Source organism: Chitinophaga agrisoli (assembly GCF_008386695.1).
GTDB classification, from domain to species: domain Bacteria; phylum Bacteroidota; class Bacteroidia; order Chitinophagales; family Chitinophagaceae; genus Chitinophaga; species Chitinophaga agrisoli.
This window is the reverse complement of sequence record NZ_VUOC01000004.1, coordinates 1,419,469-1,443,941: the sequence shown is the minus strand read 5'-3', so window position 1 is coordinate 1,443,941 and position 24,473 is coordinate 1,419,469. Positions and strand designations below refer to the sequence as shown.

Here is a 24,473-nt window from a genome sequence, read left to right as displayed (position 1 = left end):
GCATAACAACAGATCCGCCTGCTGTTTACCCGCTCCAAAATGACGTTTTAAACAAACTGTTTTGACGCGTTAAACAAAATGGGTTCATAACGCCGTCGTTAGTTTTGTCTTGTAAAAAACATACAAATGAAAGACAATTATAACGGCGCGTTGCAACAGCCCATTGGCTCCGGTTTTAACGCCAGCTCCACTACCCACGATGTTATAAATGGCATTGACCTTACTGGTAAAACAGCGGTTGTTACCGGCGGTTATGCCGGTATAGGCCTGGAAACAGTAAAAACTTTTGTGGCGGCCGGCGCAAAAGTGGTGGTGCCCGCCCGGGATATACAGAAGGCTACCGCTAACTTACAGGGTTTGCACAACGTACGTATTGAAAAGATGGACCTTATGGATCCCGCGTCTATAGATGCGTTTGCCGCCACCTTCCTGGCCGCCCATGATACCCTGCATATCCTGGTGAATAATGCCGGTATTATGTGGGTGCCGTTGCAACGGGATCAACGCGGTTATGAATCGCAGCTGGCCACCAATCACCTGGGGCATTTTCAGTTAACCGCTCGGCTGTGGCCTGCTTTAAAGCAGGCAAATGGCGCACGGGTGGTGAATGTATCTTCATTTGGCCACCAGATAGCGCCTTTTGATTTTGATGATCCCAATTTTAAGGCCCGCCCTTATGAAACCTTACAGGGTTACGGACAATCCAAAACAGCTAATAATCTTTTTGCGGTGGCGCTTGATCGCCGCGGTAAAGCGGTGGGCGTGCGCGCTTTTTCATTACATCCCGGATCTGTCATTGGTACTGATCTTGGCCGTGTGGCGCCCATGGAACTATTTCAGCAAATGGGCACGCATGATGCCAACGGGGAGATCTTCCCTGAAGTAGCAGCCCGGCTTAAAACGGTGGAGCAGGGCGCTGCCACATCCGTATGGTGCGCTACCAGCCCACAGTTGAACGGTATTGGCGGGGTGTATTGCGAAAATGCGGATGTGGCTGAATTAGACAAAGGGAATATTGCCCATAACTATGGCGATCCTGCCACGCTGCGGGGCGTAAAACCTTATGCGGTGGATGCTGGAAATGCGGAGAAATTATGGACCCTGAGCGAAGAAATGACCGGCGTATCGTTCCCGGCCAACTGATGAACATCAAGCGTAGCGGCAAGCCGGATACCCTATCCGGCTTGTTTTAATTTTTGTAAATTTAAGCCGATGGAGTTTGAAACAAAATATATCACCCCGGATATTAAACTGGCGCTGTTTGAGGGCAAATTGTTTAAGACAGAAGTGATGTTCGAGCATCATATGCTGGTTTGGTTCATATCTGGCGAAACAAAGATCATCCAGGCAGATGCGACCCATATCTTTGGCGCCGGCGATATCTTTCTTATTCCACGGAACCAGCTGGCTACTATTATCAACTACCCCAGGGATGGAAAACCGCATAAAACGGTGGCCATGCATCTCACCAAAGAGCGGTTAAAGGAATTCTATACCCGGCATACCGCTGTTGGTAAATTACAACCCCTGCAGAAAGTATATCGTTTTTCAAAACATCCGCTGCTGGAAAGCTGCCTGGCATCGCTGATCCCTTATTTTGACCTGGGGGATGACCTGCCGCCGGATCTGGCGGCCATCAAAATTGAGGAAGCCATCAGCATATTAAGATCGATCGATAAAGCTATGGATGGGTTACTGGCTGATTTTGAAGAGCCGGGTAAAATAGACCTCACGGACTTTATGGAGCGCCATTACATGTTCAATATGACGCTGGACAGGTTTGGCTATCTTACCGGCCGTAGCCTGGCTACTTTCAGAAGGGATTTTAAAAAGACTTTTAATACCACCCCGCAAAAATGGCTTACGGAAAAGCGGCTGGAGCTGGCACATTACCAGATAGCGGAAAAGAAACGGAAACCTACGGATGTATATTTTGAAGTAGGGTTTGAGAACCTGTCGCATTTCTCCTATGCGTTTAAAAGCCATTTTGGCTATCCTCCCAACGCGCTGTTCAAAGACAGGGATTAACAATATAAGTGCCGCTTAGCGCCGGGAATTCTTTATTTTTATGTAGCAGATCGCGGAAACTAACCTCAAATGTCTGGAGCAACTACCATGCAGCTACAGTAAGACAGGCGTACCGTTCACCCCTTAAAAGCAAATAATATGATAACAAGACCCGGAGTCAACCCTCCGATCCTGGTAACTGGAGCAGCCGGTGATGTAGGCGCTATTGGCCGCCATTTAACCGCTATGCTGATTGCGGGCGGGCATCAGGTACGTGCCCTGGTACGCCGTGAGGACGAGCGTGCCCAGGCCCTGCGTGAGCTGGGCGCGGAGGTGATACACGGAGACCTTACTGACCTGGCTTCCATGCACCGCGCGATAGAAGGCTGCGCGCGTATCTATTTTGGGATGTCCGTATCTGCCGCTTACCTGGAAGCCACGGTTAATACCGCCGCGGTGGCGCGCCACCATGGCGTGGAAGTGTTTGTGAATATGTCGCAGATGACGGTTACCCAGATGAGCATTACGGAAACTACCAATAGCCCGCAGCATAAGCTGCATTGGCTGGCAGAGCAGGCATTGTCCTGGTCTGGCCTGCCGGTTGTTACCGTAAGGCCCACCGTTTTCATGGAAAGTTTCTTTCTGCGGCTGGCCGCCGGCGGCGTGCAGGAAAGCGATGAGTTAGTACTACCGCTCGGCAACAGCAAGACCTCGCCCATCTCCGCCATGGATGTGGCGCGGGCGGTAGCGGTGATCCTGGAGGATCCCGCGCCGCATATAGGGCGTATTTACAACCTGACGGGACCGGAGTCCGCTACGCTGGAGCGTTACGCGCAGATCTTTTCTGAAGCGCTTGGCCGGCCCATCCGTTACCGGGATGTATCTATCTCCGGTTGGACGGACAAATTACGCGCGTTTGGCGTGCCGGCGCATTTGCTGCACCACCTGGGGGTAATGGCGGAATTGCACACGCAGGGGGCATATGACCGTTTAACGGACGACCTGTTTAAGCTCACCGGCAAGGGGCCAATGAGTATGTATGATTTTGTGAAAATGTACGCGGATGCGTTTACCAGGGTAACGGTAAACGGAAAGTGACCGCCTGGTTTGCCTGTGGAAATGTCTGTTTCGAGCACAATTTTGCATGCCCGGCTTGTTTGATCTATCCCCATGACCACCTGCATGGGTACTTTCACGTCAGATTCTAAAAACTTTAAAATATTGAACAATGAAAGTACGTAACATTACCCTTGCAGCTACCCTGGTGGCTGCTCTTATGATGCCAGCTGTTTTTAGCAACGCACAAACGGGAACCGCTGCTACATCCACCGCAAACGAGGCTATCCGCCCTTTCCATTTTGAGGCGCCGGAAGAAAAGCTGGCTGACCTTAAACACCGGATCCAGGCTACGCAGTGGCCGGAAGCAGAGATTGTAAAAGATGAATCGCAGGGCGTACAGCTGGCTACCATGAAGGCGCTGGCCCAATACTGGGCAACGGACTATGACTGGCGTAAAGTGGAGGCCCGGCTGAATGCATTACCACAGTTTGTAACAAATATAGACGGGGTGGATATACATTTCATCCATGTAAAGTCTAAACACAAAAATGCCTTACCCGTTATTATCACGCACGGCTGGCCCGGCTCTATTATTGAACAGCTGAAGATCATTGGCCCGCTCACGGATCCCACTGCCTATGGCGGAAAGGCGGAGGACGCTTTTGATGTAGTGATACCGTCCATCCCGGGTTATGGCTTTTCTGGTAAACCCACTGCCACCGGCTGGGACCCTGCCCATATTGCTAAGGCCTGGATCGTGCTGATGAAGCGCCTTGGATACAACAAATATGTAGCACAGGGTGGCGACTGGGGCAATGCGATCTCCGAAACGATGGCATTGATGGCGCCTCCGGAACTGCTGGGCATCCATACCAACATGGCCGCCACGGTACCGGCAGATATTTCTAAGGCATTGGCAACAGGCGGTCCTGCGCCGGCCGGTCTCTCCGCAGATGAAAAGAACGCCTACGAACAGCTGGACTTTTTCTATAAGAAAGGGCTGGGCTATGCCAACGAAATGGCCTTAAGGCCGCAGACGCTGTATGGCATTGCAGACTCGCCCGTTGGCCTGGCAGGCTGGATCCTGGACCATGATGCGCGTAGCTATTCCCTGATTGCGCGTGTTTTTAATGGCCAATCAGAGGGTCTTACAAAGGATGATATCCTTGACAATATTACGCTGTACTGGCTCACAAATACCGGCGTATCATCTGCCCGGCTCTACTGGGAAACTGCACAAAACGCGAAAGGCGGCTTTTTTGATCCCCGGCATTTGACCATTCCAGTGGCGGTAAGCGTATTCCCGGACGAGATCTATGCCGCGCCAAAGAATTGGGCAGAACAGGCCTATCCTAAACTGATCCATTACAATAAGCTGGCTAAAGGCGGTCATTTTGCGGCATGGGAACAACCAAAGGCTTTTACGGAAGAATTACGGGCGTCATTTAGATCACTGCGTTAATTGAATGATATCATAGCAGGGGCGTGTAACTATAGTTTATCTATTACATCCTTGTATCCTCTTCCTATTGGAATGGAGATGCCGTTCATCTCTACCATTTCAGCGGTATAGGACTCAATCTTATTAACGGCCACAATGAAGGAACGGTGTACGCGTTTGAATGCGTCCGGTGGTAAGAGCTCTTCGATCTCGTTGGTGCTCATCTTGGAGATGTACTCATTCCGGGTAGTAACGATCTTTATGTACTCCCGCTGGCTTTCAATATAAAGGATCTCTGAAAAAAGGATGCGTACCTTACGCTTTTGCACGTTCACAAAAATAAAGTCCCTGGCCTCGTTGGCTATCTTTTTTTGTTCTGCGCTGACTTTATTAACAGCGGTCAGGAACCGCTCAAATTCAAATGGCTTTAGCAGGTAATCCGTTACGTTTAAATTGAACCCTTCCACGGCATATTGATGATAGGCGGTGGTAACAATAACCGCGGGCGGATTGGCCAGTGTTTTTAGAAAAGCCATGCCTTTTAGTTTTGGCAGATGAATATCCAGGAATATAAGATCAGTATCCTGCTGCAGCAGGAATTCCGATGCCAGGATGGCGTCTTTAAATACTTTTTGCAGCTCCAGGAACGGCACTTCCGATATATAGTCGCGGAGTACTTTAGCCGCCAGTGGCTCGTCCTCTATGATAATGCACCTGATCTTAGACATGGGTGGCAAGGTTAATTTTTAGGGTAGCGGTGAACACAAATGCTTCCTGTTGCACCTCCAGGCTATAGTCTGTATACAGCAGCTCCAGCTGGCGGCGCAGATTGGAAAGCCCTATGTTGGCTTTTGTTTTGTTCTCACCGGCAGGATCGCCGGTGGAGTTTTTTACGATAAATAATAACTGCCGGTCCTTTATGGCCAGATGTATATCGACAAACGGGCGGTCCCTGGTTTCTGAAACCCCGTGTTTAAAGGCGTTCTCCACCAGGGGGATGAGCAGCAGCGGCGGTAAGGACTGCTTCATATTCTCCAGGTCGTGATTAAAGCTTACCCGCAGCGTTTCATCATAACGCAGTTTCTCCAGCGCTATATAATCATCAATAATTTTAAGGTCCTGTTCAATAGCGATATATGGGCCGCTGGTTTCGTACAGCATATAACGTAGTATTTTAGACAGGCGCAGGATGGATTCCGGCGCCAGGTCTGATTTATCCCTGGCCAGTGAATAGATGTTATTGAGGGTATTGAACAGGAAATGCGGATTGGTCTGCGATTTCAGATAGTTGAGCTCTGCCTGCTGGCTGGCGATACGCAATTGCTGGGCGTCCTGCTTTAGTTTTATATGGTTGAAGATATGCCTGACGAGGGCGAAGAAGAAGATGGAAGAAGCACTGTGGCCGGTGAGGATGCTCAATCTTTCAGAGATCTCGATGGGGGCGCCCAGCGGGTGGAAGATATGCAGTGTAACGCCCAATTGCCGCCAGATAAATAATCCCATGGAATAAATAAAGACCGCTGCCAGCAACCGGAGGATCGATCTGAAAGGCTTGCGCCAGCTTAGTTTGGGTACGTTGTATTCCAATAGCCAGCAGTTGGCCGCCGTTAAATAGAGCACTAACCAGGTTTCGTTGATGGATCTAAACGGCAGGTCGCTCTCACCCTGCACCGTATAGCTAATTAGATGTAGGCACAAAAAAACCGCTCCTAACCACAGGTATAATTTAAGCTGCTTTATGTCTGATAGTTTTTTCATGCTGTTATTGGTGGGGTAAATGTCGATAAATATTTTTCTTTCACCTAATCGGTTCCAACGGTTGACCCAAATCTGATGTTCGTTTACGATGATCTGTTGTTTGTTGACATGGCATAATGGCAACAAACCTGATATGCTAATATTGTGCTGTTAGCAACCAATAAAACAATACAGCATGAACAAGTTTATACAATTCGGCGAAAAGGTGGATGGGTATGATATACCCGTATTGAATGAACGGGAGATCAGGGCCGCTGCCGGCATACTCTTCCTGGCCACTTATACATCCCTGATGTTTATCCTTTTTGATGGCAATTTTATACCGATAAAATATGTCATTGTATTTTTCCTGCTCGACCTGCTGATACGCGTATTTATCAACCCCCGGTTTTCGCCCATGATGATCCTGGGGCGTTTGATGGTCCGTAACCAAACGCCTGAATATGTGGGCGCCAGCCAGAAGCGGTTTGCCTGGAGTATTGGCATCATCCTGTCTGCCAGTATGTTCTATTACTTTTTGATCGAGAATGCCTACAGCCCTATCACCGGGTCCGTATGCATGATTTGTTTGTTATTCCTGTTCTTTGAAGCGTCTTTTGGGATCTGTTTAGGCTGTTTACTGTACCCGGTCTTTTTCAGGAAAAAGGCGCAGCATTGCCCCGGAGAGGTATGTGATACTAAAAATAAACAGGCCATCCAGAAAGTGTCTGTGGCACAGCTGGTGCTGCTGGCTTTATTTATAGGATCGCTTTTCCTTGCGCCCCGTTTATTGAATGAGCAGTTCAGCAAGCCGCCCCATGATCTGTTTAAAGCCCCTTCCACCGTTAAATCCAAATAATATGTACCCGTTACCTATGCCATACCAGACTGGGTTGGAGGACTATTTTGCGGTGTACCGTGAGCAGATCATCGGCGGCCAGCAGGTCTTTGAATCACCTTTTGGCGGAAAGCGAATCCTTTACGCGGACTGGACCGCCAGCGGACGGGCTTATGGGCCCATTGAAAAATGTATCCGGCAACAGGTGCTGCCGTTCGTGGGTAACACCCATACCACTACTACTGTAACCGGTACCTGTATGTCTGAGGCCTACGAAGCAGCCAAAAGGATCATAAAAGCGCATGTGAATGCCGGTAAAGAAGATGTGCTGCTGTTTTGCGGCAGCGGCATGACAAGCGCCGTCAACAAGCTGCAACGGATCATGGGGCTACGGGCGCCGGAGCGGCTGGCGGATTACGCTGATCTGGCGCTTCATGATGAGCCCTCGCGGCCGGTTGTTTTTGTGACCCATATGGAGCATCATAGTAATCACATCAGCTGGCTGGAGACCCTGGCTAGGGTAGAGATCATTGGATCTGACGAGAACGGGAATGTGGATGTGCAACACCTGGACGCCTTGTTGGAGCAGTACAAACATCACCCCCATAAAATAGCGGCTGTAACAGCCTGTTCGAACGTTACCGGTATTGAAACACCCTACCACCAGATAGCGCAGTTGATGCATCAGCATGGGGGGCTATGTTTTGTTGATTTTGCCTGTGCAGCGCCTTATTGTGACATTAATATGCATCCTGAGGGGCCCGGGGCCTGGCTGGATGCTATTTATTTCTCTTCGCATAAATTCCTGGGCGGTCCGGGTACGCCGGGGGTACTGATCTTTAATAAGGGTCTTTACAGGAATGCGATACCTGATCATCCCGGCGGTGGCACTGTACATTACAGTAACCCCTGGAAAGTGCATGCCTACGTGCCTGATATTGAACAGCGGGAAGATGGCGGAACGCCACCCTTTTTACAGGGTATCAAGGCAGCAATGTGCATCCGGCTAAAAGAGGCCATGGGGGTAACTAATATGCGGCAACGGGAAGAGGAGCTGCTGGCCATTATTTTCTCCAGGCTGTCAGCAATAAAGCAGGTGATGGTACTGGAGCCGGAGATAACAAAGCGCCTGGGAGTGGTGTCTTTTATAGTAGCAGGCGCGCATTATAACCTGGTCGTAAAGCTGCTTAACGACCGGTATGGGATCCAGCTAAGGGGCGGCTGTTCCTGTGCCGGTACCTACGGGCATATGTTGCTGCAGGTGGATAAGCCGCGGTCTTATGCCATACTGGATGCTATCCGCCGGGGGGATCTGTCAGGCAAACCCGGTTGGGTAAGGTTATCCATTCACCCCATCATGACCAATGCAGAGATAACGTTTATACTGGATGCCATTGAAATGACGGTGCATAATATACCGGAGTGGGGAAAGGATTACGACTATGATCCGCATACGAATGAGTATTGCTTTAAGGGGATGAAAACATTGGGGCAGGGAAGGGTGGAGTCCTGGTTTGATACCAGTGGTTGGTGAGCGTTTAACCGGATCCGCCTTACCTGCCCCTATATGACCGTCCGGATCAGCCGGGTTTATAATACACAGGTTGCTGCTTTAGTGCTTCGACAAGGTCCTGGAAGGACGCCAGCACAGGTGATTCGTCCAGCAAATAGTCATAATTGTATCCCTGTTTCTTTCCATCGCTATCCTGGGAACGATAGCTATCGTACTTTCTTGCCCGGGTGGCATTATCCATCAGCCCATAGTGTTTGATGAGCACATTGGCCATTGACATATGTTGCCTGTAGGGAACACTGGGAAAGTGCAGCTCCCGTTTTGCAATGATCTGCGCAAAGCCTTTGTTACGGAACATACGGTACCTGTGCAGCACGCCGTCCTTGCCCTCCGGCAGATCAGTCCTGTAATGGGTGTCGCTATTCCAGAGATGGGATAGTTTAAACCCTATCACATCTACCCGGTCATCCTGCATCATGTCGCTTATGTCCGGGTAATAGGCAAATCTTTCGTCTGCATCCATAAAATAAAACCAGTCCGCATTAAACAGGTAGCCCAGCTGCAAAAGCTGGTTACGGTTGGCCAGATCGTCGAAATAGCCTTTGTAGGCTTTTTTTGCCTTGAGGATCAGTTTTTCGGAAGCTGCTTTTTCATAGGTGTCATCGGTACTGCCATCATCCAGCAGTATGATGCCATCACAATGGCTGCACAGGTGATGCAGCACCTCCGGTATATGATTGCTTTCATTCCTGGTCTGGATAAGGGCGATGACCTTATACTGCTTTTCAAATGCCTGGGGCATAATGTAGTGGTGGGTACAGATGCCGGTTAACAATTGCTGGCTGTATTGGTTGTTTTTTGCCTGTTTCCAGTCGGACAATACATTACCCGCAGATTGTTCCCAGCTATTACCGGTGGGCAGCGCACGGGGAGGATAGCGCATTTTTTTTATAAGGGCCGCAAGGTCCGGCGGTGTTTCCGGCGTTTGGTTATCGTGCCCGGTAAACCGCTGTATAACCAGGGCCTGTTGTACCATGATCTGTTTGGCGCCTGTCAGCTGCAGCCTGCTGGCCAGGTTGCCGTGGGCGGCTGATGGCAGGCAGGAGGTATCATATCCCTGGATCTCTTCCACCGCTGATTTCAGGACCATAATACTGCTGTAAGCCGTATGCCTGTACGAAAAAAGATTCTTTGAGTGGATGGGCACGTCTATAGAAGCTGTGATCCCCGATGCTGCCGCAAAGCCGGCAGGATGATGCTGTAGCATGTAGCGGCATTGGTAGATCACATCCGTATATAATTCCGCGGCCGGGTCCATTGTCATGATGTACTGGTTGGCAGCCCGGCGGATGCCGGTATTTAATGCCGTACAGTAGTTATCGCTGCCGGCCGCTATGATCTTCCAGTTGATGGTTGGGTAATCCTGGATAAGAGCGATCAGGTCCTGCGCCGTTGCCTCATTATATAACACGACCACTACTTCTACGCCGTTCCTTTGCAGTTTGCTTTGGTTAATGGGCAACAGCCGGCGGAATGTTTCCAGTTTTTCCTGCAGGGGTATAATGATGCTTACATCCAGGAAATCTTCCAGAATAGGTTTTTTATAGATCTGCATGTGTGAGCACAATTATTTTTTTATCCAATAAGGCATGTATCAGTTCCCAAAAATCTGCTTCTTCCATGGCTGCCTGTTCATAAATTTCCTTAAAAGTTGCCATACCATCAAAAAGGCGTAAAAGATCCGCTCCTTCCGCCGGCAATGTGGCAATGGTGTCATTGATATAGAGCCTTCTGAAATAGAGCAGGTCGTTTTCTGCTACGACGCTGATATTGGATGCGAGCGCGGGTACCAGGGGCCATCTTTTTTCATGATGATCCAGGTCTTCCCTGCGGGCTTTTATCTTATCAATCAGCGCCGCGGCCTGGCTGGCCGGTAGATAGGGGAGAGCGGCGGCCAGCGTGCTGTTTTCTTCATAGATAGCTGCCCGGTCCTCAGCGGCTTTAAAAACCAGCAATTCTTCCTTTAGCATTATGGCGGGGATCGGTTCCCAGCGCGTACCGCCGGGACGTCCCATAAAGCCCTCCCGGGACAGGAAGGGGAAGTTATCCGGCGTTACCCATCCTCCCAGCCCATACGGGCCTATGATAAACAGGGGGATGCCCTGTTTCAGAAAGTAGAGCGCATCCAGGCCATAGGTGAGAATAATATTTGTCTGTATCTCCGGGACCATTTCGATATTGTGCAATACGATATGCGCATTGCTATATTCCTGCACCTGCGTGATAAGATATGATGGGCAGTAAACATGGATCTCCTCGCTCATGATATTGAATACGGAGATAATATGCAGCATGGTTTCCATGTTGGCGCCCCCGGGAGATATATAGGAGAGGATCAGCTTGTCCTCCGGGGGATGGTGTTGCACGGAAATGTTGTTGTATTCATTATAGGATACAATCATTTCATTGCTATTATAGCGATGATCCAATGGCCCTGTGGGCAGGGTGTTCCGGAACCGGGTTATTGATTGATCATTCATTGATGAGGGGGATATATGCATAAGTTATTGCTGGAGTTTCAGTTTGTCCTTTTTGTTGAGCGCGATAGCGGATCTATAGAACTTTTCCAGGAAATGGTATACGACCAGCTCGCATTTCCTTTGCTGGGCAATGAACAGGCGGTTCATGAACATATGGATATAGCTGGGCAGCAGGGAAAGGATCTCTTCCTTTTCTTTCTTTTCTACGATCTGCCTGATGATAGCAGCGTTACTCTCCGACCTTGCCGCCAGCAGGTTAGCTATCTCTTCTATTTCATTATCCGTGTCTTTATGTTTATTCATGTGCGCGGTGATAAATTGCTGGTTGTCCCGGTATTGGTTGTTCAATTGTTTCAGCAGAAAGGCATGGCCTCCAAATTCCTGGAAAAACCCTTTCCTGATCTGTTCCATTAATTCGTTCCTTTCTGGGAGCGACAGGTCAAAGTCTTCCAGCAGGGCATCAATTCCCCGCATAGCAAATAGCCAGCGGTATTTTTCATCATTCCCCTGCAGCAGTTCCAGGAATTCGAGCACGGCCAGGCTATCCGCGCCAAAAAGCTGTTCGGATTCGCTCATGGTGTTATTACCATACCGTTCCAGTTCCCGCTGATAGGTGTCAAATTGGATCTTTCTGATGGTGCCGCCGGCAATCAGGGGCTGTAGCAGGTTGGCCAGGGCGGTATGTAGCGTTCCGTTCATAGCGGGGTCGCTGTTATAAAATCTTATGCGCAAGTGGGCGGCCGTATCAAAATACCGTACAAAGAAGCAATGCTCAAAAAGACCCTGTGATCTGCCCTCTTTTACAAATGGCAGCAGCTGCTGGGTCAGGATCTTTTCCGCCTGCTTGTTGCCGGTATATATTTTCAGATAAAGCCAGTTGTCGCCCGGTGCGAATTGTCTTTTAACAGGTTCCGGGAGTGTGCGTACGGTTGCGGGAAATAGCGGCCGGGAATGGGTAGTATCCAGCAACGGTATGATGAGTTCATTGCAGTATGGCTGTCCGGCTTCGTCATGTACTACGGCTTCGTCAGGGCTAAAGAGGAATTCCTCCAGGCGCAGCTCTTTTTTCTTTCTCAGGTATGCGGCAAAAAGTTGGGCGGAAGCGGGGAAAGAAAAATTTACCAGCAGATCATTATCTGATTCTTTGATAATGACCTGTTGTGGCATATCATATTTGTTCCGCCAGTTTTCGAAATAGTGGCAAATATCCCGGTGATCTTCGGAAAGATCGCTGATATCCTGGACGGTTACTTTCCAGCTGGCGGGTTTTATAACGATGTGTTTAAATACGACCCTTGGTAAATACTGTTCGCCGGCGAATACGCCCCAATCCCAGGAATAGGATGTTTTGCCTTGTAGCTGCAGATCACAAAGGAATTTATACATGGGGAGTGCGCCATTGGAATAATTATGCGCGGTGGTAAGACAAGGCATTACCCGTTTATTGTGGTGGATACTGCGCAGCACCACCTCGTTCCGTTGTACGCTCACCATCAGGTCATTGATAGGTATTTGCATGGCAGCGGGTATACCGGATGTTCCTATATAGGGGATCTCGTATTTCCGTAATACCGGGCGTATGAGTATGTTGCCTATCCTTGCCTGTGGCAGGTGTACGATCTCTGCAAATAATATATCCGGGTGTAATGTTTCCTCTTTTTGGAGGATCTCCTTCAAAAGATCCGCTATGTCAGCATCCCCTGCGGAGAAACGGCCCAGCAGGTTTCCTCCGGAGGAGCCGCCAAATGCTTTCAGGTGGAACTGGAAATTGTCCTTATCCAGCCTGCCGGCTATTTTCATCAGGCTTCCCAGCACGAACTGGCCGGCAGGGAAGTTGCTTGTTGCCGGATCCTGGATCGTTTTGAGGTCAGCTTCTGTGATCACTATTTCCTTTTGCTGCTGCCGGATGGCTTCCAGCGTTTTTCTGAATATAAATCTATGCAGCGTGTCGTAGGTGATCTGTTGGTCTGCGGGATCGTTATTGCCCAGCATCAATGTACCTACAAAATCATGCGCCCCGGAGCCTGCCGTCTGTACGCTGCCGTAACCTATACCCAGGTCTGCATCCAGTGCAATGTTGAGGGGCACTTCCGCATCTTCGTAAGTATCGCGGAACTTCGACTTGAAGTTTTCGAGGTCCCTGGTTTGATTCATGCGGCTGAACGCTTTTAGCTCGCCGATCTCGCTGCTCAGGTTAGCAATGAGTTCCTGGTCTATCATTGCTGCGCTGGTATTCATAAACAGGTCTGCCTGAAAAGGCGTTTTGGGCATGCTCGCTATGAATGGCAGCTGTTTCAGCTTTTCCTCCAGGGTGCTGTAAAAGCTAGTGCCGGCAGCGGGATTGCTTAACTGTTCGTAAAGGCCGGAAAGAAAGCTGTAGATATCTGGTATGCCGTTCAGGGTCTTGAGCAATTGCAAACAATTCTTCAGTGGGTCTTCGCCTGTGATGGCGGGCTCCAGCGCTGAAATAATTATCTGCGCCTGCTCTATTTCCTGTAAATACTCCGCAACAGCGGCAGGAGGGGCCTGGAATGAGCGCTCCAGCATATCCTGTAACGCCTGTAAGGTTTGGGGTGTTTGGAGCAAAGCAATTACTGCATCCAGGAAGCGGGTACGTTCTGCTGCTGTTAATTCGTACACCCGTGCAGTATGCTGCAGCCGGTATTCGGCATAGCGGTAAGTATTGCCTGCAAGGTAAAGGCTATTATTAAGACTATAGTGCAGCTGCTGGCGGATAACCGGAAGCCGGCTAAGGCCCTGCAGTATTGTAGTAAGGAAATTGGTGTCCAGCCGCAGAAATTTCCTATGTGCAGATTGCGGCCTCAATATTATCTCCGTGCCGGGGCCTGTGCTTAACAGCATGCTTCCCGCAAAGGTACCGTAAGGGGTGCAGCGCATACAGGAACGTATCCAGTATTTAAGCGCGGTGTGCTCCAGTTTCTGGTTTTTGGCGCCGCCTTCCCGGTACTTTTTAAATTCCGCCCAGAATTCGGGGGAGCTCAGATACAGCCCTTCTTCAAAAAGATCATCGTTGAGCAGGATATCCTCTTGTATATTCGCGTAACTCTTCAGGGGCGTGCGCATCAGCACCTTTGTGTAGGGTAAATATGCCATAGGTCAATCATTTAACATGATACAATAGTCCCAATCAAATTCGCCGGACTGATAACTTTGCATGGCGAGCCCCACGCCCACTGATCCTTCCAGCAGGGAGCGGTTGGGGGTATATTCGTTGCCCTCGCCTTTGAACATCGTGTAGGTGATTGTGCCGTCCTCACCGGTTATCGCATAGTCCACGGTTTGCTGCATCCAGTAGCCGGCGGCTTCGCTAAAAGCAGGCATCCGGACATAACTGTGCGCTTTCTGGAACATATAAGCAATGCCCGCCGTGCCATGACAAAGGCCGCCATCCTTTACGCCGGTAGCTTCCGGAGACCGCCGGCCGGCGCTGTGTAAAAGCAAGGTAACGGCAAACTCATGGACATCGGATCGATCTAGCAGGGCAGCGGCCTGGAGTAATATGATACCGATCCCCAGGTCGCCATAACACCAGGCCAGGCGGGAAGACTCATCCTTTTTGTCTGTATGTACAACATATGGGAAATGGGAATAACTCATGTCTGTATTCCGGTTGTTCATAAGGAACCGGATGATCGCATCTGCTATCAGGAGAGCCTCCTGGCGACAAACGGATTGTTTATAGGCCTGGAGGCAGAATTTTAAGATGCTGGTAATACCGTGTGACAGACCTATATTTATCTTTCCATCTTTGGATTTGATCGTATACTCTTCACCGGTTAACAATATATTATGAAGCTCCGCAAAGAAGGCGGCAAAAAATGGCGCATGCTGTTGCTCCTCATATTTAGCCAGCAGGTACCAGGCTACGCCCAGGGCGCCATGGAGAAAATCATAATTTTCCTGTTTTATTTCTGAAAGCGCAAATTCTTGCAGGTCAGTGTCGTCACTACAGAGGAAATCATAATCATCCTTATCCAGTATGCCCCGTTTATAAAGTATGGTATAGACCCAGTTGATCCCGGCTGTGCCAGCCGAAAAAGTCTTATAAGGGAGCTGCTGCTTTGATAAATAAGATGATTCAATATATTCCGAATAGGGAAAATCGTTGATATTGGCCATAAGTGCCAGTAATACATTACCCATGCCGCCGCCCAGGAGGCCAAAGAATTGCTGCTCCTGAACATGTAGGATATGTTGGTGGATACCTTCCTGTATCGCTTGCAATCTTTTCATTTTTATGGAGAACTAATTGGTTAAACGATGAACGGCCTTCCCGCTTTTTGCAAAAAAGAGCATGCCCCCGGTGCCGGCCACGAGCAGCCAGACGAGCGTGAGCACAACAGGTTTGTCCCAGAAGCGCGTGATCCCGTATGTTTTGGATACAATAGACGGATAGGCAAACGGGAAATAAATAGCCCAATGCTGTTTTACCAGCAGGAACGAGCCGGTAAGCACAAAAAAGGCTCCACCTAAAGCAAAGAGCGCATTAGGCAGATACAGGTAAACGTTAAAGAAAATAACAGCCAGCATCCATAGCACCAGCCCAAACCGCAGGAAAAAAAGCCCTGTTTCTATCCCATCGCTGTAATCGGCAAAAGGCAATTGCGGGTACATGCCCGCCAGTACCTGGATAGCCAGGCGGTAGCTAAGCCAGGATACCGTCACATAAAAAAGCACGCAGGTGCTGGTTACCATCAATTTACCCAGGTAAAGCTGGTACCTGGGAATAGGCAGCAGCAAAACACTTTCCCAGGTTTTACCCTTATGTTCCATTTGCAGCATGGAGAAAACGAGCAATCCCATGGTCAATGGCGAGAAATAGGTATAGAAACCAAAATAAAGCCGGTAAAGGAAGGTTAGCCGCGGGTTGACCTCCGGGTCCATACCCGCGGATTCCTTCATGAAAACGAACATGGCAATAATAGCCAGCAGAACGGGGAATATATAAAGGAGATGCAGGCTATGTACCCGCCGTAATTTTAGCGTTTCTGCTTTTATAAATGCAGTTGACCTATCAGGCATATTTTTCAACTATTATAATGAAGGAATATTTCTTCCAACCCTGGCTGGTCAGTGTTAAGATCCAGGATACGGTAGTTATTTGTAATAAGGGTCTGTAGCAGCAGATGCAGTTGCGTTTTATTATCCAGCCGGAAGGTGGCGCTGTTATCGTTAAAGGTTTGTTTTACCTGTATATGCCCATTGTTAAACAGGGTATGCAGTTGCTCCGTACGATCCAGGAAAATGGTGACCTGTAGTTGCTGATGTTGGGCAAGCAGTGTTTGCATGGGCAATTCGAGCGTTAAATGCCCATCTTTCAGGATGCCTACATGCGTAGCCAGTTTTTCCATTTCGCTCAGCAGGTGGCTGGAAAAGAATATAGTGGTTCCCTGCTGGTTGATCTCCTTCAGCAGGTTCCTGATGGCTACTACCCATTCCGGGTCGAGGCCGTTCAGTGGTTCGTCGAGTATCAATAGCTTTGGTTGGTGGATGATGCTGCGGGCAATGCTGAGCCGTTGCTTCATGCCGGTGGAACATTTGCTGAAGAGGAGGCGCCGTTGTTCCCAGAGACCGGTCATTTTGAGCACAGCTTCCACACGGCTACGATCAAATTTGTAATAACAGTGCAGCAGTTGCAGGTTTTCGAGGCAGGTAAGGTGGCCGTAGAAGGCTGGCGCGTCGATCAGGTGCCCTGTCTTTTGCATGATCTCCAGCTTTGCCGTTGAAATTTCTTTACCCATGATATATACTTTTCCCTGCCGGGGTTCCAACAGTCCCAGCATGTTCCGTATAGTAGTGCTTTTTCCGGCTCCGTTGGCGCCTATAAAACCATAGATCGCGCCGCCGTCCACGTGGAGGTTGAGGCCATTTATAACAGGCTTTTTGCCAGGGTAGGAAAAGGTTAGGTCTTCTATTGCTATCATGTTGCTTAATTTATCCCGCATCTCCTGATATTGCTAAAAAGTGACAGGTTTTGCTTCCGGGTATACGATCAGGCCATCTGCCATTAGGCGCCATGGCGCGGTAATGGTACTGCCCTGGTTACAGGAAGAGGCAAAATCATGGTAAAATGGATCTTTGTCGTTTATATCTTTAAGCTGTATGAATCCGTAGGTATCCGCACGGGCCGCTTGCGCCCATTTATATTCTACAGACCTGTTGCTGGATTTGAAATACATGGTATGATCATCATACCCATCCTTAATACTGCCATAGCGGCCCTTGTAGGCGGATAGGCAGAGCGTATATACCTGTTGCGGCCTGCTTTTCCTGATCCATTGCGCCAGGGAGATGAATGGCTGCCGGGAGGCCGCCAGCTTATAACCGGTAATGGTATGTAGGTTGGCGGTCCATATGATCGTTTTTTTATCCCCGGTAAAATTTGCCTGTAACCAGTCGTAATTAGCCGCCATCATGGAATCCCTTAAGTTAAGCCTCCGGGTATCGCTTGCTGGGAATGCCACCATCTGCAGATTTACGTACAGGTTTTGCAGGCAGCGGTGGTAAAAGCGCTGTTGCAGGTTATCCCCAGGCCTGGTAAGGAGGCAATACCGCAGCTGCTGCAGGACGCTATCTCTTTGCGCCTGGTCAAAATGCCATTCAAATTTGGCAATGAGGATACGCAGGTGTTTGAGCTCCCGTTTCAGGAAGGCTATGCGGGTGGTATCGATGGAATTTTGTGCGGTGTAACGGAGAAAGCTGTTGTAGATCTCCTTATCCGGCGTTTTTACTACCTGGCAATCTATTCCGTACAGTGCTAATTTTCCGCGTTGTTTTGTTTCATCGAGGAACCGGATGAGGTCATTGGCTTCGTGGCAATCCGCCCAAAAAGGCCATAGCCCGCTTTTTAGATCCGTTTTTTTATTGGCCGGATCCCATCCGTTCAGCAATCCCATATCATAAAAGCCTGATTCGAATACAATGGCCTCATATCCATGGTCCCTAACCAGCGATTTGACTAAAGTGGTTTTCTCATGCAGCGCGTTGGCGTCTCCATGGAACTGTTCTCCCATCATGATCACGGGATAGGAGCTGATCGCTGCTATTATATTGCTGTTGCCGGTTATAATGCCGGTCAATGAATGGTGCTCCTGCTTGCAGGAAACGCCTGCCAGCCAGGATAATACCAGGATCAATAAAATATTGCTTCTTCTTCTCATTTAATGAGCCGGTTTAAGTAGTAACCAGGCGCCCCGCGCGCTGGGACGCCTGGTTTTTTATTGCAGGCAAATACTGGTGCTTAGCACAGTGTGCCAGGATGGCCGGTATTGCTTAAAGGGCAAAAGGTCTGGCTGCAATTGGCGGAACAATCTGCCTGGGTACAGTTCCAGATGGATCCCAAAGGACTGCAACCATCGGTACAACCGTCAGAGAAATAGCCACCTTGCAGCTGGTTCATTTCAATATTCTGCAGTGAGGTGATCTTTTCTTTATTGAGCTGGAGTTTTTCAACGTTTAACTTTACCTTTTTCATTGTGTTTTTTTAAGGGTGTAAAAGACAATTTAGATACAAGCAGCATGGTTTCCGGAAATAGTTACTTCTATAAGATTCAATAACCGCCGGTGCAATCAGCCGTGCAGTCGGCTTTGGTACAGTTCCATGCTGTCTGGAAAGGGCTGCAGCCGTCTGAGCAACCGTCTGTAAAGTCGCCGCCTTTGAGCTGATCCATTTCAGCATTCTGCAGGGAAGTGATCTTTTCTTTGCTTAACTGCAGTTTGTCAACGTTCAATTTGATCTTTTTCATTTTAATAGAGTTTTTAAAGGGTGAAAATTGGGGATGTACATCCGGGGTTTATTTTTAGCTAAAAAATCCAGTGTTGGGTAAAGGAACAGTTGCTGGCTCACCGCTCGTATAGTTTTCCGTACACGCCTTCAAAGATCCGTTCCAGTATATTCCTGTCGTTGGTGATGATATCTGCCATGCCCGTGATCTCCGGCCGGGCCTGTATGGTCCGGTTCCGGGTGGTCGTGAGGCCTTTTTCCAACCGCAGTTGTACTGTGTAGGTACTGTCCAGGGCTACGCTTGTTAGCCTTTCTACCTGGGCAGGCAGCATACCAAACTCCTCATAAGGGTATTCAAATAGTTTGATCAGCACTTTTTGTCCGGGCTTTATTTTCCCCGCGCGGTATACGGGCAACTGGGCCCTGATCTCGTATTGCTGGGTGGCAGGCACCACCATAAAAACGGGCTCCCCATAGCTCACATACTGATTGACCTTCCATATACGGAAAAAGAACAGTTTGCCGGTCACCTGCGATTGCATGAGGTATTGTTTTTCCCAGTTGGCGATCAGCCCCTTGATCCGCTTAACAGCATTCCTGACATTGAGCAGTACATCTTTTCCTTCAGTTTTATATTGCTGTTGCAGGTCGGAAATATTCTTTTCGTATTCATCCAGTTGTTGCTGGTTTCTTAATAGGGAGGTATAGTTGTCTGTATTGTTCATTTTCTGGCCCATGTAGTTTTTGCTGATCTCATGGTATTCCGCGGGGGCAATTACTTTGTCTTTCATGAGCTCCAGGTTTACGCTGTCTTTCCATTTTTCCAGCTTCAGCTGGTCGTTGAGGAGGGCAGCCCTTTCCTGGATACTTTTCCTGATCTCATTATTATCCAGCTGTTGTGATTTGAGCACATTTATTTTGTTGGCGTAGTAAGAGTTGTCTGTAAAGAACCGGTAGTTGTCAATGGCCTGGGCCAAAGCGGCATAATCGTCCTGTATATCGCCTACCTGCATATGAGGGGGCAGTGAAAGGGAGGCGATCTTGTGTTGCGGATCACTGGTGGTATCCAGCTGTTCCACTATTTTCTTGAGCTCCAGTATATCTTTTGTATTAGCAGGGTTATCGATCACCGCAATGATCTCGCCTTCTTTTACTTCTTCGCCGTCATTTTTTGTCAGTTCAGCAATACGCCCGGTAGAAGGCGCGATCATTTTTACCGGGGGATTGGAGCCGGATATGTTTACCGGGGCCTGTACAATATCCGGGTAGTGGATAAGCCAGGCGCCTGCCAGTATTCCGAGCACAATATAGAGGACCACCATATTGCCCCTTCTTATCACCCATGCCGGGGCCCGGCCGATGATATCCTGCACCTCTTCACTATGTACCGCTGTAAGATCAAGCTCCTGTTGCATAATATATCAGTTTCCCAGCTCCAGCTGGTTTTTTACGAGTTCGTAGTATTTCGACTTTAAGGCGGTGAGGCTTTGGTGAGTACCGATCTCCACGATACGGCCATTTTCCATCACCACTATCTGATCGGCATATTTAACGGTGCTTAACCGGTGGGCAATCACCACCACCGTGCGGCCGGCAAAGAACTCCGAGAGGTTCTGTATGATCACTTTCTCATTATTCGCATCCAGGGTACTGGTGGCTTCATCCAGGAACAGTAGCTTAGGCTGCTTGTAAACGGCCCTGGCTATGAGGATGCGCTGCCGTTGGCCTGAGCTGATGCCATCGCCGGTGTTCCCGATCTTTGTAGAGAATCCCAGGGGCAGCTGGGTAATAAAAGGCTCTATATTGGCCACTTTGGCTGCATGCAGCATCCGTTGCTGATCTACCTCTTCCTGTACGGAGATATTCCTGGCAATGGTATTGGAGAAGATATAGCCATCGGCCATTACTACGCCGCAAAGCCTTCTCCACCATTTTGCAGACACTATATTCAAAGGGGTGGCGCCAAAATAGATCTTGCCTTTTACGGGCTCATAGAATTTGAGCAGCAGTTTCATTAAGGTGGTTTTGCCGCTGCCACTGGAGCCCACAATGGCGGTGATCTTGCCAAATGGGATATTTAGGCTGATATTGTTCAGCACCAGGGGAGAGTCCGGGCCACCGTACTGGAAGGATACCTTATCCAGCACAATGCCGCTTTCCTGCCCGTTATACTCCGCTTCCTCCATTAGCTGCAACTCGTTATCGGGAAATACTTCCCCGTCTTTTTCCTCTTCTTCCCGTTCATGGATCTCGCTTAACCTTTCTACGCTTAGCTTGGCGTCCTGGGCGCTTTGAAAAAAGCCCAGCAGCTGGCCAATAGGCGCGTTCATCTGGCCGGTTATATAGGAGATGCTCAACATCATGCCCAGCGAAATGTTGCCGTTCATGACCTCCCTGGCGGATAAAAAGGAGACCAGGATATTTTTTAGCTGGGTAAAGAAGTTGGCGCCTACATTCTGGTATTGGGCCAGCCCCAGGCTTTTGATGCTGATCTTAAAAAGCCGCGCCTGGATCCTTTCCCAGCCCCAGCGGTGGGCGGTCTCACTCTCATTCATCTTTATTTCCTGCATGCCGGTGATGATCTCGTACAGGCTGTTCTGGTTTTCGCTCATGCGCTGAAACCGGGAGTAATCCAGTTCCCTGCGTTTCCTGAGGAAGAAGATGATCCATGCGATGGCGAGGGCAGAGCCCAGCAGGAACACCCCCAGTATTGGCAGGCTGTAGATGCCCAGTACTACAGAAAATACGATCAGGTTCACCAGGGAAAATAAGGTGTTGAGCGAGGTGCCGGTCAGGAACTGTTCGATCCTGTTATGGTCATTTACCCGCTGCGTAATATCACCCACCATTTTTGTATCAAAGAAGCGGATGGGCAGCTTCATTAACTTGATCAGGAAATCAGAAATAATGGTGATGTTCACCCGGGTGCTCATATGCAGCAGCAGCCATCCCCTTATCATGTCTATGGCGGTATTGCCAAAGAATAATGCTATCTGGGAGCATAATACCAGGTATACGAAACCAATGTTCTGCTGGCTAATGCCATAGTCTACCAGGCTTTGCGTAAGGAAAGGCGCTATCAGGGACAGGATGCTGCCTGTTAGCATACCTACAAACAGCTGTACGATATATCTTTTGTATGGCCGGAGATAACGGAAAAGGAAAGAAAGCTGCTTTTTGCCTTTTTTTTCCTCTTCTGTATCATAGAACATCGCGCTGGGCTCCAATAGCAGGGCAAAGCCACAATTGTCTTTGGTGGAGACCCAGGCGCGCATAAAGGTCTCTTTGGTAACGTGTATCAATCCATGCGCCGGGTCTGCGATCAGGATTTTATCATGCTTCTTGTTCCTGTTATAATTTTGCGGCGGCAGCACTACAAAATGCCGGTTATTCCAGTGCAGTATACAGGGCAGGGTAGCCTCCTCATCCAGCTGTTCAAAGGTCATTTTGGCGCCCATTGTTCTGAAGCCCAGTTTTACGGCCGCATCATTTATACTTTTGATACTTACGCCTTCACGGGTAATAAAGGTGTGATTGCGCAATGTCTGTAATGAAAAATGCTTTCCATAATACCGCGCGACCATCTGCAGGCAGGTAGGGCCGCAATCCATCTTGTCTAATTGCCTATATGCATGGAACTTATTTCCCACAGATAAATTTTGAGTAAGGGTGAATAATTAACCGGCGGCTGTGCTACAGTTGTAATCTGCCATCCGCATCTACATTAATGGCTGCTTTCAGCTGGCGGAAAGCGGCTTTTTCGAGCCGGTGGCTCCAGCTATAGACGACTATATGGGATTTCCAGTCTTTGTACATCAGGTCCAGCGCATGGACCGGATGATTGGGTATTTTCATGGTGCATCCTTCGAATTGTATTTGTTTAAAAGGATAGTAGACGTGTTTGGGAAATCTGAAACGTTCCGCGTCTTTATAGAAGACCTCATCATCGTTCTCATAATAGAGCCAGATATCCACGAAAGGGAATTTGTATTCGTAGCCGGGGATCTCTTCTCCTTCATCCAGCCATACCTTATAATAGATGGAGTTGGCGCCGTTGTAGGTCCAGGGGTATACCTTAAATCGGGCAATCCCTTCCGTTTCCAGTGATAGCAGCAGCGTGCTTACCGCCTGGCTGGCAATCCCCAGGTCAATATCATCATCCCAGGGCATGATCTCATCATGTCTTATATGTCCCAGCAAGCTGCCGCCATGTAAGACCAGGTGGATATTATTACGTTCCGCATGGGTGTTCAGCAGATCCAGCAGGCGCCTGGCCATAGACTTGTTGGGGGCAGACCAGGCGGTATGTGATAACGCGGCGTTTAAGATGGCTTTTTGCCTTATCCTTACGCTGTACAGCTGTTCCTCTTCGCATGCGAAATACCCGGTGTTTGCGTAAAAGACAGTCAGCGCGTCGTTGCTCAGGGCTTCCAGGATCTCCTCGTCAACAGGCTGACGGATGACTGCGATATCCAGCAGTTTTTCGCAACCCCGCCTGCTGAGGATGTATATATGATCTCCCCAGTAATAGCCCAGTTGGCTGGTCTGCAGCGCGATCTGCTGTGCCGCTTCATCCTCCTGGGTTTTATCAAAAGGAAAGAATACATCCCAATCATCTTCCAGGTCTGCCAGGTCTTCCTCAATATCAGCTGTGGATAGCAGCAGGTTTGCGCTTGCTTCCCTGATCAGGCAGGTATCTTCATGGGAAGCAAGGAATTGGTTCCATATATACTGGTGCGCCCTGAAATACTCAATTTCCGCATCGCTCAGCTGCACGCCGCATTTTTCATATCTGAAGGCCTGATCTATAGCTGGCAAATGAGCGGAAAGCACTGCTGCACAAGAAACACGTGTCGTTCCGTTTTCCGTCGCACATTCAATTTCCAATCCATTTTTCACATGAATAACGAATGATAGCATAAAGGATGTTCTTTTACAGGGTCCGGCTTAATAAACAGTGGCTAATTGCTGGAGGGTATTGATAGTATGCCATTTCAGCGGATACGTATCCGAATATCGCAGCATTTTGTTACTGATCAGATGACGCCATACCTCATTAAAATCGTCTGCTTTCCCCACGTGCTTATTGATAAGCCAGGGGTTCAGTACCTGGATGCCGGAGCAGTATATTTCAGAGGGCGTTTCGCGCGTCAGGTCTTCAACGATATGGTTGTTTCCAAAAATATAGTCGCCGGAAACATCTGCAATAGGGGGGACCGGCACCACCATACAGGGAGGAGCGCTTAAACGGTTGTAGTTATCATAGATAAAGTCCAGGTCAAGCTCCACGATATTGTCGCAGGTAAGCACTAAAACCGGTTCATCTATATGGCTCATTAAGGTGTTAAAGATCCACCAGGCGTTGCCATGGCCATTGGTGTTAAATATCATGGAAGAGCCTTCGTCTATCACAAACCTGGCCAGATCTGATCCTTTATAACCAACGGTAATGGCCACGTTGGGGATCACATTGATCAGCTGCCTGATAGTATGGGCGATCAGCGGGAAATTGTTGATAGTGATCATTGCTTTTGAGGTGTCCTGCGTCAGGGGCATCATCCGCATACCTCTGCCAGCAGCCATGATTAACGCGT

21 protein-coding genes are annotated in these 24,473 nt (G+C 49.0%); 6 read left to right on the top strand and 15 right to left on the bottom strand.

Annotation, left to right across the window (positions count from 1 at the left end; translation table 11 throughout):
• Positions 1-126 precede the first annotated feature (126 nt).
• The 4 genes from F0L74_RS24775 to F0L74_RS24760 all read left to right on the top strand — a co-directional run bounded on the left by F0L74_RS24775 (position 127) and on the right by F0L74_RS24760 (position 4,528).
• The gene (locus F0L74_RS24775; protein ID WP_149840599.1) at positions 127-1,143 is read left to right on the top strand and encodes an SDR family NAD(P)-dependent oxidoreductase; all 1,017 of its coding nucleotides are present in this window, start codon (positions 127-129) and stop codon (positions 1,141-1,143) included.
• A 69-nt stretch (positions 1,144-1,212) separates the two neighbouring features.
• Complete coding sequence (locus F0L74_RS24770; RefSeq protein WP_149840598.1) at positions 1,213-2,028, top strand: helix-turn-helix domain-containing protein; 816 nt, start codon at positions 1,213-1,215, stop codon at positions 2,026-2,028.
• A 138-nt stretch (positions 2,029-2,166) separates the two neighbouring features.
• Entirely contained in the window at positions 2,167-3,105 is a 939-nt protein-coding gene (locus F0L74_RS24765; protein ID WP_149840597.1) for an NmrA family NAD(P)-binding protein, read from the top strand.
• 130 nt (positions 3,106-3,235) lie between these two features.
• On the top strand, positions 3,236-4,528 hold the full coding sequence (locus F0L74_RS24760; RefSeq protein WP_149840596.1) for an epoxide hydrolase family protein: 1,293 nt from the start codon (positions 3,236-3,238) through the stop codon (positions 4,526-4,528).
• Between the two features lie 29 nt (positions 4,529-4,557).
• On the opposite strand, the gene F0L74_RS24755 is transcribed toward F0L74_RS24760, so the two are convergent.
• Together F0L74_RS24755 and F0L74_RS24750 are read right to left on the bottom strand one after the other, a co-directional pair.
• The gene (locus F0L74_RS24755) at positions 4,558-5,235 is read right to left on the bottom strand and encodes a LytR/AlgR family response regulator transcription factor (RefSeq protein WP_149840595.1); all 678 of its coding nucleotides are present in this window, start codon (positions 5,233-5,235) and stop codon (positions 4,558-4,560) included.
• Positions 5,228-6,178, bottom strand: coding sequence for a sensor histidine kinase (locus tag F0L74_RS24750; protein WP_246197807.1), 951 nt, complete (start codon positions 6,176-6,178; stop codon positions 5,228-5,230). Before F0L74_RS24750 ends, F0L74_RS24755 begins: the two co-directional genes overlap by 8 nt.
• 262 nt (positions 6,179-6,440) lie before the next feature.
• Here F0L74_RS24750 and F0L74_RS24745 point away from each other — a divergent pair, with 262 nt between their 5' ends.
• Positions 6,441-7,103, top strand: coding sequence for a DUF4395 domain-containing protein (locus tag F0L74_RS24745; protein ID WP_149840593.1), 663 nt, complete (start codon positions 6,441-6,443; stop codon positions 7,101-7,103).
• Positions 7,104-7,119: 16 nt separating this feature from the next.
• Positions 7,120-8,616, top strand: a complete 1,497-nt coding sequence (locus F0L74_RS24740) for an aminotransferase class V-fold PLP-dependent enzyme (RefSeq protein ID WP_213087073.1) — start codon at positions 7,120-7,122, stop codon at positions 8,614-8,616.
• A gap of 46 nt (positions 8,617-8,662) precedes the next feature.
• Here the strand turns inward: F0L74_RS24740 and F0L74_RS24735 are convergent, their stop codons facing one another.
• The 13 genes from F0L74_RS24735 to F0L74_RS24675 form a co-directional block, all read right to left on the bottom strand.
• Entirely contained in the window at positions 8,663-10,210 is a 1,548-nt protein-coding gene (locus tag F0L74_RS24735; RefSeq protein ID WP_149840591.1) for a glycosyltransferase, read from the bottom strand.
• The gene (locus F0L74_RS24730) at positions 10,197-11,135 is read right to left on the bottom strand and encodes a hypothetical protein (protein ID WP_149840590.1); all 939 of its coding nucleotides are present in this window, start codon (positions 11,133-11,135) and stop codon (positions 10,197-10,199) included. The genes F0L74_RS24735 and F0L74_RS24730 overlap by 14 nt, the downstream gene beginning before the upstream one ends.
• 24 nt (positions 11,136-11,159) lie before the next feature.
• A complete protein-coding gene (locus F0L74_RS24725; RefSeq protein ID WP_149840589.1) occupies positions 11,160-14,249 on the bottom strand; it encodes a lantibiotic dehydratase in 3,090 nt (1,029 codons plus the stop codon).
• 3 nt (positions 14,250-14,252) lie between these two features.
• Positions 14,253-15,389, bottom strand: a complete 1,137-nt coding sequence (locus F0L74_RS24720) for a lanthionine synthetase LanC family protein (protein WP_149840588.1) — start codon at positions 15,387-15,389, stop codon at positions 14,253-14,255.
• Between the two features lie 12 nt (positions 15,390-15,401).
• Complete coding sequence (locus F0L74_RS24715) at positions 15,402-16,178, bottom strand: ABC transporter permease (RefSeq protein WP_149840587.1); 777 nt, start codon at positions 16,176-16,178, stop codon at positions 15,402-15,404.
• 5 nt (positions 16,179-16,183) lie between these two features.
• Positions 16,184-17,080, bottom strand: a complete 897-nt coding sequence (locus F0L74_RS24710; protein ID WP_188316148.1) for an ABC transporter ATP-binding protein — start codon at positions 17,078-17,080, stop codon at positions 16,184-16,186.
• 33 nt (positions 17,081-17,113) lie between these two features.
• Positions 17,114-18,316, bottom strand: coding sequence for an erythromycin esterase family protein (locus F0L74_RS24705; RefSeq protein ID WP_149840585.1), 1,203 nt, complete (start codon positions 18,314-18,316; stop codon positions 17,114-17,116).
• Positions 18,317-18,396: 80 nt separating this feature from the next.
• The gene (locus tag F0L74_RS24700; protein ID WP_149840584.1) at positions 18,397-18,630 is read right to left on the bottom strand and encodes a class I lanthipeptide; all 234 of its coding nucleotides are present in this window, start codon (positions 18,628-18,630) and stop codon (positions 18,397-18,399) included.
• A 76-nt stretch (positions 18,631-18,706) separates the two neighbouring features.
• Complete coding sequence (locus F0L74_RS24695) at positions 18,707-18,901, bottom strand: class I lanthipeptide (protein ID WP_149840583.1); 195 nt, start codon at positions 18,899-18,901, stop codon at positions 18,707-18,709.
• A 97-nt stretch (positions 18,902-18,998) separates the two neighbouring features.
• Positions 18,999-20,294, bottom strand: a complete 1,296-nt coding sequence (locus F0L74_RS24690) for an HlyD family secretion protein (RefSeq protein ID WP_149840582.1) — start codon at positions 20,292-20,294, stop codon at positions 18,999-19,001.
• 6 nt (positions 20,295-20,300) lie between these two features.
• Positions 20,301-22,529 carry a peptidase domain-containing ABC transporter gene (locus tag F0L74_RS24685; protein ID WP_149840581.1) on the bottom strand — a complete coding sequence of 743 codons (2,229 nt, stop codon included), beginning with the start codon at positions 22,527-22,529 and terminating at the stop codon, positions 20,301-20,303.
• Positions 22,530-22,572: 43 nt separating this feature from the next.
• Positions 22,573-23,697: a LicD family protein gene (locus F0L74_RS24680; protein ID WP_188316147.1), complete on the bottom strand. Its 1,125-nt coding sequence runs from the start codon at positions 23,695-23,697 to the stop codon at positions 22,573-22,575.
• A 129-nt stretch (positions 23,698-23,826) separates the two neighbouring features.
• Entirely contained in the window at positions 23,827-24,462 is a 636-nt protein-coding gene (locus F0L74_RS24675; protein WP_149840579.1) for a nucleotidyltransferase family protein, read from the bottom strand.
• Positions 24,463-24,473: the final 11 nt, after the last annotated feature.